This window comes from Gemmata obscuriglobus, assembly GCF_008065095.1.
Taxonomy (GTDB): Bacteria; Planctomycetota; Planctomycetia; order Gemmatales; family Gemmataceae; genus Gemmata; species Gemmata obscuriglobus.
The window spans coordinates 7482394-7494495 of the sequence record NZ_CP042911.1; the positions used below are offsets into that span (position 1 = coordinate 7482394).

7 protein-coding genes are annotated in these 12102 nt (G+C 72.4%); 5 read left to right on the forward strand and 2 right to left on the reverse strand.

Annotation, left to right across the window (positions count from 1 at the left end):
* Positions 1 to 121 precede the first annotated feature (121 nt).
* Complete coding sequence (locus GobsT_RS30805; RefSeq protein WP_033200315.1) at positions 122 to 1573, forward strand: hypothetical protein; 1452 nt, start codon at positions 122 to 124, stop codon at positions 1571 to 1573.
* Between the two features lie 358 nt (positions 1574 to 1931).
* On the opposite strand, the gene GobsT_RS30810 is transcribed toward GobsT_RS30805, so the two are convergent.
* The gene (locus tag GobsT_RS30810; protein WP_010050862.1) at positions 1932 to 3047 is read right to left on the reverse strand and encodes a calcium-binding protein; all 1116 of its coding nucleotides are present in this window, start codon (positions 3045 to 3047) and stop codon (positions 1932 to 1934) included.
* 178 nt (positions 3048 to 3225) lie between these two features.
* Between GobsT_RS30810 and GobsT_RS30815 the strand changes: the two genes are divergently transcribed.
* From GobsT_RS30815 to GobsT_RS30830, 4 genes are all read left to right on the forward strand, one after another.
* Positions 3226 to 3852: an RNA polymerase sigma factor gene (locus GobsT_RS30815; protein WP_010050860.1), complete on the forward strand. Its 627-nt coding sequence runs from the start codon at positions 3226 to 3228 to the stop codon at positions 3850 to 3852.
* On the forward strand, positions 3849 to 7433 hold the full coding sequence (locus GobsT_RS30820) for a serine/threonine-protein kinase (protein WP_109570756.1): 3585 nt from the start codon (positions 3849 to 3851) through the stop codon (positions 7431 to 7433). The genes GobsT_RS30815 and GobsT_RS30820 overlap by 4 nt, the downstream gene beginning before the upstream one ends.
* 41 nt (positions 7434 to 7474) lie before the next feature.
* Positions 7475 to 8353 (forward strand): ABC transporter permease, encoded by an 879-nt coding sequence (locus tag GobsT_RS30825; protein ID WP_010042000.1) that lies wholly within the window; start codon positions 7475 to 7477, stop codon positions 8351 to 8353.
* Positions 8354 to 8437: 84 nt separating this feature from the next.
* Positions 8438 to 9430, forward strand: coding sequence for a DUF1559 domain-containing protein (locus tag GobsT_RS30830; protein WP_010041998.1), 993 nt, complete (start codon positions 8438 to 8440; stop codon positions 9428 to 9430).
* A 42-nt stretch (positions 9431 to 9472) separates the two neighbouring features.
* Here the strand turns inward: GobsT_RS30830 and GobsT_RS30835 are convergent, their stop codons facing one another.
* The gene (locus GobsT_RS30835; RefSeq protein WP_010041997.1) at positions 9473 to 11836 is read right to left on the reverse strand and encodes a sigma-70 family RNA polymerase sigma factor; all 2364 of its coding nucleotides are present in this window, start codon (positions 11834 to 11836) and stop codon (positions 9473 to 9475) included.
* Positions 11837 to 12102: the final 266 nt, after the last annotated feature.

Below are 12102 nucleotides of genomic sequence, written 5' to 3' on the forward strand. Positions count from 1 at the left end.
GTCCGCCGATTCGGCACCCGGGCGGACGCGAACCGGGTATACTGAGCGGGACCGCCGGGGCTTCCTCCCGGCGGTCCCGCTCACATCCACTTGTCTCACCGCCACTTGGCGGGAGGGCACCGTGCCGATCCGGTTCCGCTGCCCCGGTTGTACCGGGCGGCTGTCGATCGCGGCCCGCAAGGCGGGCACCGCCGTCGTGTGCCCCAACTGCGGCGCCGCCGCAACCGTGCCCGGTGCGGAACCGGAAACCGCTCCCGATCCTGAGCGGCGCGAGGTAGACGTGCCCCCGCGCGGCGCTCGCACCGCCCTCGCCGCGACGGTTGCGGCCGTACTGCTGTGCGCCGGCGTGGCGCTGGTGCTCTTCGTCGCACTGCGGAAGCCGGGAGGCCGCGCGGGCGAACAGGCCCGTTCCGCTCCGCGGGCGGAATCGCAACCGGCGGCCGCGCAGGTCGCGCCCGAGCCCCCTTCAGTCGCTCGCCCCGCGCCGAACGCCCCGATCAGGGCCGCGGAGGCGCAGCCGCCGGCCTTCACCCAGGGGCCGGTCCCACAGCCGCACGCCCCGCAACCGCAAGCCGTCCCTCAATCCCAGATCTCACCCCAACCGCAGCCAGCGGTGCCATCACTACCGCAACCGCCGGTGCCGGCCCCGCCCCAGCGCGCCCCACTGGACCGGTTCGGCAACCCGGTCGGCCCGGAGTACGGACTCGCGCGGGACGGCGAGTTCAAGGGCACCAAGATCCTGTTCTGGTGCGCGTTCCAGAACGCCGGGAACGTGTTCTTCGGCCCGACCAACCCGCTCTGGAAGGCACTGGAGGACAAGGGGTTCGTCGTGCGCCGCGCGTTCGGGCGGTTCGACCCGCGCTGGCTGAAAGAGGCCGATCAGTTGTGGGTCGTCTCCTCCGGCCGGTTGGAACTGCCGGCCGGGGTGACGCCGGAACTCCTCGTCGAGGCGATGGGGCTGTTGCCCGCCGGGGCCGCCCCGTCCGGGCTCACGCCGGCCGAGTACCAGTTCATCGTCCGCGCGACACTCGATGTGGCATTCTCTCCGCGGCACGCGCTCGACGAGCGGGGCTACGCGGCGATCGAGGCCTTCGTGAGGGCCGGCAAAGGGCTGTGCCTGCTCGCGGACGACGAGCCGTTCACCGCGGAGGCGGACGAACTAGCCCGCCGGCTGTTCGGGGCGCGGGTGAGCGGCAACTACCACGCCGACAAGATCGCCGCAGTCCGGGGGCGCGGGTTAACCCCGGCGGAAGTGCGGCGGTTCGGCGGTCAGTTCGAGGTGGAGCCGCACCCGCTGCTCACGGGCGTGAACTTCCTGTTCGAGGGGATCACCGTGAGCCACGTGGGGCCGGCGGACGGGCTCGAAGCGGCGCTCGCCGCCAGCGACGGGAAGACGCTCCTCGCGGTGTCGAAGGTGCCGGGCCGGCGCGTGGTCATCGACTGCGGGTTCACGCGGTACTGCCACGGCCCGACCGAGCGGACCAGCTACATCGTGAAGACGCCGGGCACCGTGCGGCTCGGGCAGAACGTCGCCGCATACCTCGCTGGCAAGGGCGCCCCGAAGGGGCCGTAGGCGCCCGCGACCGCCCCGACCGGACGCGCTGAGCGTCCGGCCCGAGCGTTACAAACGGTGTCGACCGGTGACCAACCCGTGCCGCGCAGTTCGGGCCGTTGAGTGTGGTCCGCTCACTCCGTAAACGGTCGCTCCGCGCATCAGATGCGAGCCGCGGGCTTGCGGCCCCATCGTTGACGCCACGCGTATCCGATACCCGTAGCGGCCGCTCACGGAGTGAGCGGACCACACTCAACGGCCGGTGAGTGGGCACGTCACACCGACTGAAACCACTGGTGCCGGCGGGGCGGTTGCGCCGTTCCGGAAGGCACGTTCGCTCCGGTGCGGCGCAACCGCCCCGCCGGCCGTTTTCGGCGTATCAGCCGGGCAGCGCGGAAATGTGCTCGAAGTTCCAGTCGGTCTTGTCGCGGGCTTCGACTTCCAGGAAGTGGTCGTACCCGGCGTCCCCGTACAGATAGTCCTTGTCGCCGTCCAGGGAGCCCCAGACCCAGCCGGCGTACAGCCAGTCGCTGCCGTCGCCGCCGCTCAGTGTGTCGCTGCCGTCGCCGCCGCGCAGGGTGTCGTTGCCGGCACCGCCGGAGAGGTAATCGTCCCCGGACTCGCCCTCGTCCGACTTGATCGTCACCGGGCGCCCCACGTAGGACCCGTCGTACTGATACTCCGGCCCCCACTCGACCGCCATCCAGGTCGCGCCGAGCGTGTCGTTCCCGTTGCCGCCGTACAGCTTGTCGTTCCCGTCCCCGCCCTGGAGCCGGTCCTCGCCGTCCTCGCCGTACAGGGTGTCTTCGGCGTTCGAGGTCAGCACGATCGTGGGCTTGTAACGGTAGCCTTCTTCGTCGTCCACATACACGTAGTGCGCGGCCGGGTCGTAGTCCCCGTACACGATGTCGTTGCCGGCCCCCGCGTAGACGCTGTCCCGGCCGGCGCCGCCGTACACCTTGTCGTTGCCAGCGCCGGCGTACACGATGTCGTTGCCGTCGCCGCCGTACACCGTGTCGTCGCCCTCGTCGGTGTAGATGGTGTCGTTGCCGCCGTCCCCGTTCACGAAATCGTTGCCGGTGTAACCGCGGATGAAGTCGTTGCCCTCACCGCCGATCAGTTCGTCGGCCACGTACCCGCCGCGCAGGGTGTCGTCCCCGCGCCCGCCGTAGGCGGTCAATTTGTTCCACGAGAGGTTGCTGATGTAGTCGTTCCCGTCGTAGCCGCCGAAGCGGATCGCCGTCGTCTCACCGATGTCGTACCGGTACAGCACCGGCCCGTCGCCGGCGAGGGTGACCGTGACGTCGATCCCGCCGAGGTAGTTCGGCACGACGTCCACCCGGTCGTCCCCGGCGGTCCCCTCGATCAGCAGGGTCGTACCGGAGAGCGACACCCCGGCCGGGGTGAGCCGGGAAGAAAGGGTTTCGACGCCGAGCCGGGCGCGGCACGGGGCGGGGCTGGTGGGCGCGAGGAAGTTCTTGAGCCAACTGGTCATGGCACATCTCGGAGAGCGTGTTAAGAACAGAACTGGAATCCGTTCGGCGGCGAGCGGCCGAATCTAACACTGCGCGCGACGAATATTTTGAAGTTGACGCGCCGCCAGCGCCCCGGGGTGTTGACCCGGCCGCCCCGCGTGCCGAAAATTGACGCCACCCGTCGGAGGCTCCCCGCTCATGGACCCGGCCGCCGCGCGCACCAGCGTTACCCTCCTCGCACGCCTCGGCGGGGCGCCGGCCGACGCGGTGGCGTGGACCGAGTTCCTCCACCGGTACGGCCCGCAAGTCCTCGCCTGGTGCCGCCACTGGAACCTGCAAGCGGCGGACGCCGAGGACGTGGCCCAGGACGTGCTGCTCCGGGTGTCGCGCCAGATGCGCACGTTCCGCTACGACCCCGCGCGCAGCTTCCGCGGGTGGCTCAAGACCGTGGCCCGCGCCGCCTGGGCCGACTGGCTCGAGGCGCGCCGGCGGGCGGTCCCGGCCGCCGGCGACACGTCCGCGCGGCACGCCTTGGAGTCGGCCACCGCGCGGGACGACCTGGTCGGGCGGCTCGAAGCCGAGTTCGACCGCGAGCTGCTGGACGCGGCCGCCGCCCGGGTGCGGGCGCGGGTCGACGCGCGCACCTGGGACGCGTTCGCCCTCACCGCCCTTGAGGGCGTGGGCGGGGCCGAGGCGGCGGAGCGGTTGGGCATGAAGGTGGCAACGGTTTACGTCGCGAAGGGGCGGGTGCAGAAGCTGCTGCAAGAGGAAGTGCGGGCGCTCGACGGCGGCCCCGCCGCGGGGGACGAGGGGGACGGTGCATGAGCGCGTGCCCGCCCCCGGACCAGTTACGAGGCCTGATCGACGGGACCCTGAGCGCCGCGGCCCACCCGGCCGTTGAGGAGCACGTGAACGGCTGCCCGGCCTGCCAGCAGGCACTGGAGCGACTGACCGCGTTCCCGCAGCTCGCCCCGGCGGGCGCGGCCGAGCCTCCCCCCGAAGCGTTCCTCGCGCGGGTCCTGGCCGCCGCCACCGTTGCCCCCCTGGTCCCGCCCCCGCCACCGGCCCCGGCCGCGGCGCCCGACGTGCCGGGGTACGAGGTGGCCGGGGAGCTCGGCCGCGGCGGCATGGGGGTCGTGTACCGGGCGCGGCACCGCCGCCTGAACCGCACGGTCGCACTGAAGGTGCTCACGGACGCGGGGCTGAACGACGCGGCCGCGCGGTCGCGCTTCCTGACCGAGGCCGAGGCGGTGGCGCGGCTCCAGCACCCCCACATCGTCCAGGTGTACGAGTTCGGCGAGCACGCCGGGCGCCCGTACTTCGCCATGGAGTTCGCGGACGGCGGGAGCCTCGCCGAGCACCTGGCCCGGGGCCGGACGTTCCCGCCGGCCCGGGCCGCGGAGTTGGTCGCGCGGGTGGCCGACGCCGTGGCCGCGGCGCACGCCAAGGGCGTCATCCACCGGGACCTGAAGCCGAGCAACATCCTGCTGGGCGGCGAGCCCGGGGACCCGGCCCCCAAGGTGGCCGATTTCGGCATCGCCCGGGTCGGGCGGTCCGAAATGACAGCCACCGGCGAGTTGCTCGGGACGCCGAGCTACATGGCGCCCGAACAGGCGGCCGGGCGGCACCGCGACATCGGCACGTACACCGACGTCCACGGCCTCGGCGCCATCCTCTACGAGTTGCTCACCGGCCGCCCGCCGTTTTTGGGGGACACGGTGGTGGACACCTTGCAGCGGGTCGTGCGCGACCGGCCCCGGCCGCCCCGCGCGCTGGCCCGCGGGGTGCCCCGGGACCTGGAGACCATCTGCCTCAAGTGCCTGGAAAAGGCCCCAAGCGGCCGGTACCCGACGGCCGACGCCGTGGCGGCCGACCTGCGGGCGTACCTTTGCGGCGGCACCATCAGCGCGCGGCCGGCCCGGGCCTGGGAGCGCGGCGTTCGCCTGATCCGCCGCCACCCGGTCCCGTTCGCGGCGCTGCTGCTGGTCGCCGCCACGGTCGGGGCGGCCTTCGTTTTGATCGGGCTTGCGCTGCGCGTCGCACTGGTCGCACAGTCCACCGCCGAGGGGAACAGGCAGGAGGCGATCGAGGCGCGGCTCAAAGCCGAACTCGGGGCCACGAAGTCCGCGCTCGAGCAGGCGCTCGCGCTGTGCGAGGCGGGGAGCGTGGACCGCGGCCTGTCCGGGCTCGACGAGGTTTTGAACGCGGCGCAGCGGATCGGGAACCAGGAGCCAGAGCGGGTGGCGCGGCTGAACCGCGCCGCGCGGGGCGAGTTCCAGGAGCTGGAGCGGGTGGCGCGGCTGAACCGCGCCGCGTGGGGCGAGTTCCGGTCGCGCGAGGAGTACGGGTTCGACCGGCCGGACCCCGCCCGCCCGGTCACGGTCGCCGTGTTCGCGGACGACGGCCGGGCGCTCGTGACGGGCAGCCGCCGGGGCGGCGCCCTGCGGGTCTGGGACCTGGACCACAAAGCACACGGCACCGGCTCGCTGCGGGAGCTGGCGCCGCCGGACCCGGCCCGCCCCGGGGTGGTGGCCGCGTTCCCGGAGCCAGGCGGGCGGCTCCGGGCGGTGTACGAGTCCGGCCACGTGAGCGAGTGGAACCTCCAGACCGGAGCGGCCGTTCGCCACGACCTCGCGTTCGAGCCGGACAGCCCGATCCGGTCCGCCGGCGCGACGCTGGCGCACCGCGCGGTGTCCGGCCGGCTGGTGGGCATCGGGTCGGCGGACGGCACCTACCGGGTCTGGGACCTGGACCGCCGGCGGCTGCTCACCCGCCCCGACGGCGAGGCCGCGTCCCGCCACTTTTACACCGGCACGAAGCGGCGCCAGAGCCCCCACGAGCCGCCGGCCCTCGAGCCCGGTCCGGCGCCCGGGGCCGTGACCGGGGTCGAGTTCCCGGACAACGGCAACATGCTGCTGACCGCCGGCGAGCAGGAGGGGGTGATTCTCCTGGGCCTCCCGGCGCCGAACCGCGGCTCCCTCTTCGAGCCGGGTTGGGGCGGCCGCCCCAACCCGGCAGTGACGTTCCACCAGTTCGACCTGGGCGGCGAGGTGCTCAACATCCGCGTCGGCCCGGACCGGCAGACGTTCCTGGCCGGCGGGGCGAGCGCGGTGAGCCTGTGGACGATCCACGACCGCGAGCGCCCGCTGTGGGTCAACGGGCACCCCGACCGGGTCACCGCCCTGGCGTTCAGCACCGACCGGCGGCGGTGCGCGACCGCGGACCGGGGCGGGACCGTCCGCTGCTGGGACGCGACGTCCGGGGCACTGCTGGCGGAGCTGCGCCTCCCCTCCCCCGTGCTCGCCCTGCAGTTCCCCCCCGACAAGTCGGACCATCTGCTGGTGGGCGGGGCGGACGGCTCGTCCGTTTTGTGGCGGCTGCCCGCCCAGCTCGAGCTCCGGGACCGGGCGGTCGAGCCGACGCCGCTCGGCCCCGGCATCGTGATCCGGATCGGCCCCAGGGCCGAACAGGCGATCCGGGCCGCGGGGTTCGAGGCGCTGCACGGCGGCGACTGGGCGGCGACCGCGCGGAAAGTCGAGTTCTGGTCGGGCGACCGGACGGCGACCGCGCGGAAAGCCGAGCTCTGGCCGGGCGAACCGCCCCGGCTCAGCATCCGGCCCGCGGGAGACGGCGAGGCGCTGGCCCCGCTCGGGGTGTCGGTCAGCCCGGACGGGCGGTGGCTGGTGACCGCGGTGCAGGGGTCGGGCGCGGTGTCCGTGTACGACCTGAGCCGCGCGCCGCCGGGTCGCCAGAGCGTTCCCGCGGCGCGGGTGGGCCAGGTCGCGTTCGTGGGCACCCGCTCCTTTGTGACGGTGACCGAGCCCGGGCCGGGCAGGGACGCCGCGGGGGAACTCGTGTGGTGGGAGCTGGACGAGAAGGGCGGGGCCGGCCGCCGCGGCGGCTGGCCGGCCGCCGAGGTCTCGTGCCTCGCCCCGCACCCGGGCGGCGGGGCGGTGCTGATCGGCTACCGCCGGGGCCGGCCGGCGCGCCTCTGGGATCTGGCCAGCGAGACGGAGGTCGGGCCGGGGCTCCCGCACCCCGGCCCGGTGACCGCAGCCGCCATCGCACCGGGCGGCGACTGTGTGGCCACCGGCGGCCAGGACGGGAGCGTGCGGTTGTGGCCGCTTTCCGGCGAGGAGTGGGGCGGGCGCGCCCCGCAGCACGCGGGGCGGGTGAACGCGCTGGCGTTCGGCGCCGGCCGGGCGCACGGGGTGCTGGCCACCGCCAGCGCCGACTGCACCGCCCGCTTCTGGGACGTCCGAACGGGCTACCCGCTCGGGCCGCCGCTCCGACACCCGGCGCCGGTGCTGTCGATCGCGTTCGCCCCCGACGGGACCCGCGTCATCACGGGCGCGCTCAACGGCTACGCGAAGATCTGGAACGCGCCTGCCGCCACGGACCGCTGACGGCGCCGTGCCCTCCCGGCGCCGCCGCGTATCATGCCTGTATGCTCGCACACCTCCGCACCCTCCGGCTGGCCGCGTGGCTCGGCTGGCAGCTCGAAACCAACTGGGCCAGCCCGTGGCTGTTCGCCCTGTACATGCTCGTCAAGCCGGTGTGCGGGTCGCTCATGCTGGTCGGCATGTTCTACGCCGCCAGCCAGGCCACCGGGGGCGTCGGGCGCCGCGTCCCGGTCGAGTTCCTGCCGTACATGTACGTGTCCAACGCGTGCTACGGGCTGGTCGGCACCGTCATGTTCGGGCTCAGCTCCGCGGTGGTGCGGGACCGCGAGCAGTACCGGATGCTGAAGTACGTCTACATCAGCCCGGCCCGGTTCCAGACGTACTTCCTCGGCCGCGGCGCGTCCCGCGCGCTCGAGGGCACCATCGGCGGGGTGCTGAACCTGACGGTCGGGCTAGCCCTGTTCGCGCAGGTGCGGACCGCGGTCACCGTCGATGTCCCCTGGCTGCTCGTGTACCTGGCAGCGGGCGCGGCGATGCTCTGGGCGTGCGGGATGATCCTCGCCGCCGCGTGCCTGAACCTCGCGCGCAACGGCATGTTCCTCAGCGAGGGCATCGCGGGGCTGGTGTACCTGCTCAGCGGGGTCGTGTTCCCGCTCTCGGTGTTCACCGGGAACATGGCGTGGGTGCGGTGGGTCAGCATGAGCCTGCCCACCACGTACTGGCTCGAGGGAATGCGCCGGGCGCTCATGGGCGACGTGCCGGAGCGGCTCCGCGGCCCGCTGGCGGACTGGTCGAAGGCGGAGCTGGCGCTGGTGCTGGTCGGCACGACGGCGGTGCTGGTGGTGCTGGCGCAAGCGTTCTGGCGGTGGAGCGAGCGCCGGGCGTGGCGCCTGGGGCGGCTCGAAGAGAACGCCGGCGTGTGATCGCGGGAAATCCGGTGGACCGCGGCGCGGCGAGCGGCGATGATGACCACGCGCCCCCTCGCAGATCGGCTCGCGAGTCCCAACATGTCCCCGCTCCGTCGCGCGTTCACACTGATCGAACTGCTGGTGGTGATCGCGATCATCGCGGTTCTCATCGGGCTCCTGCTGCCCGCCGTCCAGAAGGTCCGGGCCGCGGCGGCGCGGACGAGGTGTACCAGCCACCTCAAGCAGATCGCGCTGGCCGCTCACAACTACCACGATGTCAACGAGCGGTTCCCACCGGGCGCACAGACGGGCCTGCGGCCGTCTTCGTTATTCGTGGAATTGCTGCCCTACATCGAGCAGACGCCGCTGTACCAGCAGTGGGACTTCGCCGCCCCCGCGAACAACTACTCCGGCACCGCCCCGCGGGCCGGGACCGTCATCGCCATTTACGTGTGCCCGGCTCAAACCCTCACGCACGGCGGCAGTTCGTTCGCGGTCACCACCTATGGCGGCAACGGCGGGACGGTGGCGTTCCCGCCGGCGCGGGCCACCGTCGACGGCATGTTCCACACGACGGGGGCGCTCTCCGAGCCGCGCGCGAACCAGACCGGCGTCCGGATGCTGGACGTCTCCGACGGCACCTCCAACACCCTCTTCTTCGGCGAGCGGGTGATCGGCGACCCGGCGCTCGACTCGTACCTGAACGCGCCGGCGGGCGTCATCACCCCGGCGCCGGGTCCGGACATTCAGCCGAGCGCGAGTTACGCCATGTGGGGGGCGCTCCCGGGGCCGAACGCGGCCGGCGGGTTGCTGAGCGCGGAGGTCGTGATCGGCTACCGGCACGGGACGGTGTGGACCCCACCGCCGCCGCCACTACCGGGGTTCCCGCCCGAGCCGCCCCCGCCGGTGGACGGCGTCGCGCTGAAGGCCCTGTGGTGGCGCCGGCTCGGCGCCTACGGGAGCTTCCACACCGGCGGGGTGATGACCGCCCGCGCCGACGGGAGCGTGAGCTTCCTGCGGGACTCCACCACATCGCAGGTGCTGATCGGGCTGAGCACGCGAAACGGTAACGAGGTGATTCCGTCCGAGTGACGCCCCCCGCGCCAAACGGCCGAGCCCCGGCGGGAGTGAGGTTCACTCGACGACCGCCTCCACCCGGCTCTCGTTTCCGACCGCGTCCGTGGCAAGCACCTGAACCCGCACCTTCTTTTTGACCCCGGGGTCGAAGGTCACGGTCGATTCCGTCGATGGCACCGCCACGTCTTGCCAGGGAGACGCGGGTTCGGCGGCTTGCCACCGGACTTTGAGCGCACCCGGATTCGCCTCGGTAACGGCCCAGGCCACACGAATTTCGTTTCCGACGCGCGTGGGCTCGGTGATGCGGACCACGGGCGGGGTGGTGTCCACAACGACCTTGAAAGCGGGTTTCAGTGTGCCTTTGGGGGCTTCGGAGCGGTCTTTCGGGTTCTCGGCGAGGTAGAACCAGTACAGCCCGTCTTCCGGTACATTGAACGTGAACTGGGTCTCATCAGGTGGAACCGTTCCGGCGGGATACCACGACGCCCCTTCGCCCCGACACACGAGCAACGTTACGCCACGGAGCGCGGCCTGCCGCTCGGGCGCGACTTGAACGGGCAAGATGATTTTCCGCGCCGAACTGAACACGGGCCCGCCTCCGGGCTTCAACGCCGGGCCCTTCGGCTTCGTGGGCACGGGTGCCCCGTCGCCATCCGGCAGCCGCGTCGGCGGGATGAGGTCAGAGCTACTCTTCGCCCCCTTCACCGACCGGACCGGCGGCTTCCGCATTGACTCGAGCCAAGCGTCTTCGAGCGCGGCTACCGAGTCGAACCCGTAGACCTGCTTCGCCGCTCGGTCCCACGACTCGGCCGTGTTTCTGTCGAACCCGGCGCGTATGAAGTCCAACAAGGCACGGTGGGTATTTGGCGGAGTGCCTTTTGTGAGGATTCCCAGCCCGGGGGCCGGTCCGGCGTCCGTTGTACCCGGTACGCGAGCCGGTTCCGCTACTGGTGTGCGCGCCAGCAGGAACCGCACGACCGAATGCCCCTGAACGCGCAGCGTGTCAGCGTCGTGCAGGTCATCGCCCATCGTGAACAACCGCCGGAGACGGAACCCGCGGCCCGCGTTGAGCAACTCCCGGCACCGTCGATCGTGGAAGACTTGTTCCTCGGCGCCCTTGAAAACCAGGGCGATGCCCTCGTCCGCCCAAGGTGGCAGCGGCCGGCCGAAGTGGTACGCGAGTACGACGCGCGCGACCTCCCGCGGAACGGCGGTCGAAAGGACATCCTCGAACGGCCCGGTCAACTCGACCTGCGGCCGGCACGACGGCTTGCCCCCTGCGTCCACTTGGAAGTTGAACACCGTCGCCCCGGTCCCCCGATCCGCGGAGCGGCGGACCAGGATAGCGCACGGCTCGTTCCACGTCGGTGGCGCGGCCCCGATCCACAGCGCGCCGAGTTGCGCCCGCTGGTACTCGGCTTCGGCGGCTACCGCACGAGCGATGACATCAGTCGACGCATACACTGTAAAATTCGCACTATTGTGAACAAACACCCCGCGGCTCATGGCTAACGGGACCTCAGCATCAGCCGTGACAGGGGCTTTCGGCTGTGGCGGAGGCGCGGTGGGGACCGATAGCGCGAGCGGCCGTTCCGGCGGAGTCGCCGGCGTCGGCTGTGCGGCCCGGCCACCCAAGCCGAGGGCGACCGTGGTAACCGCAAGTGCAGCGACCGCCGATACTTTTAATCTCGTCATACTGCCCATGACTCCTTTCGCCGCGATCGCGGCCGGGCCGACCGGTGCCGCACCGGTCAGGAACTCAAGCGCACCGCCCGTCGCAAGGCGCCCCAGCCCGGGCGGAACGGCATACACCACTCCGACACCGGCCACCAGCCCCCCGGCGACAGCCGGCACGACCCCGCGCCGCTCCAGGCGCGCACGCAGCGCCGCCTTGGCCCGCTCCAACCGGCGGCGCAGCGTCCGCACGCTGCTGCCCAGTTCGGCCGCCGCCTGCTCCTGCGTTCGCCCGCCCACGAGGCACAGCACCACGGGACCGCGGAGGTGCTCGGGCAGCCGCGACAGTTCGTCGTCGAGAGCGGCGGCCAGTTCGACACGTTCGGACGAATCGGGCGGTCGCTCGATGGGACCGGCGGTGTCGGGCGCGAGCGCCACGCCGCGGCCGTCCCGCCGCGCCATCTGCCGCGCCACCCGGCCGGCGGTGCCGACCAACCAACTGCCCACGCTCGCCGCCTTCCGCACGCCCGCGGCGCGGCACGCGAGCACCAAGAACGTGGCCTGGAACGCATCGTCCGCGGACCGCCGCGCGAGCCGCCGGCAAACGCGGTACACCAGCGGCCCGTGGCGGCGGACGAGTTCGGCGAACGCGGCCTCGTCGCGCGCGGCCACGAACCGCGCGAGCAGTTCGGCGTCCGGCGTTCCGGGAGCGGCGGCGTGGAGTAGTTTGAGAACGTGTCCCGGCATCCGTTCCTCCCCGGTGTTCGCGTAATAGTGTGTGGTCGCGGGCGCGAGCGGCCAAGTTTTTTGCCGCGCGGCTCACCGGGGCGAACTTTTTCTCCCGAGCTGGCCGACGACCTCATGCCGCATCCGATTAAAGAGTATCGGTGATTGTGAGCGCCACCCGCCGGCTAACACCGGCGGGTGCAACCGACGCCCCGCCGCACGGTTACTCTTTAAGCGGATGGGTCCCGCTCCTCAGCGGTTATTCGTTTTGCCGCGCGGGGCCGCAC

Bases quoted from the DNA above. Each gene is read 5' to 3' on its own strand.
- GobsT_RS30835 (WP_010041997.1), bottom strand. From the start codon at position 11,836: ATGCCGGGACACGTTCTCAAACTACTCCACGCCGCCGCTCCCGGAACG.
- GobsT_RS30825 (WP_010042000.1), top strand. From the start codon at position 7,475: ATGCTCGCACACCTCCGCACCCTCCGGCTGGCCGCGTGGCTCGGCTGG.
- GobsT_RS30810 (WP_010050862.1), bottom strand. From the start codon at position 3,047: ATGACCAGTTGGCTCAAGAACTTCCTCGCGCCCACCAGCCCCGCCCCG.
- GobsT_RS30820 (WP_109570756.1), top strand. From the start codon at position 3,849: ATGAGCGCGTGCCCGCCCCCGGACCAGTTACGAGGCCTGATCGACGGG.
- GobsT_RS30815 (WP_010050860.1), top strand. From the start codon at position 3,226: ATGGACCCGGCCGCCGCGCGCACCAGCGTTACCCTCCTCGCACGCCTC.
- GobsT_RS30830 (WP_010041998.1), top strand. From the start codon at position 8,438: ATGTCCCCGCTCCGTCGCGCGTTCACACTGATCGAACTGCTGGTGGTG.